We start from the raw sequence: 242 nt of genomic DNA, 5'->3' as shown, positions 1-242 counted from the left end.
GCTCCAGATTTCCGGCAGAATGGCGCTATCGTTGAACGGGCGGGTTTCGGGGAAGTTATAGCCCTCCGGGTTGCGCCACGGGCCACGCACCAGCCAGTCAAGAAACAGTTGCGCGACATAGACAAGCATGAGGCTGGTGAGGATTTCATTCGTGTTGAAGCGCACTTTCAGCAAGGCGGGAATGGACGCATAAGCCATCCCGCCTGCCATGCCCATCAGCATCATCAAGGGCAGAACCACCC

General features: G+C 57.9%; 1 pseudogene. It reads right to left on the bottom strand.

The features are described 5' to 3' along the window. Positions 1 to 225, bottom strand: a pseudogene (locus tag R0J92_RS25960) (ABC transporter permease); the annotation flags it as partial. Positions 226 to 242: the final 17 nt, after the last annotated feature.

This window comes from Tritonibacter sp. SIMBA_163, from assembly GCF_046535935.1.
Taxonomy (GTDB): domain Bacteria; phylum Pseudomonadota; class Alphaproteobacteria; order Rhodobacterales; family Rhodobacteraceae; genus Epibacterium; species Epibacterium scottomollicae.
The sequence above is the reverse complement of the archived record's forward strand: the minus strand, read 5'-3'. Positions and strand labels throughout refer to the sequence as shown.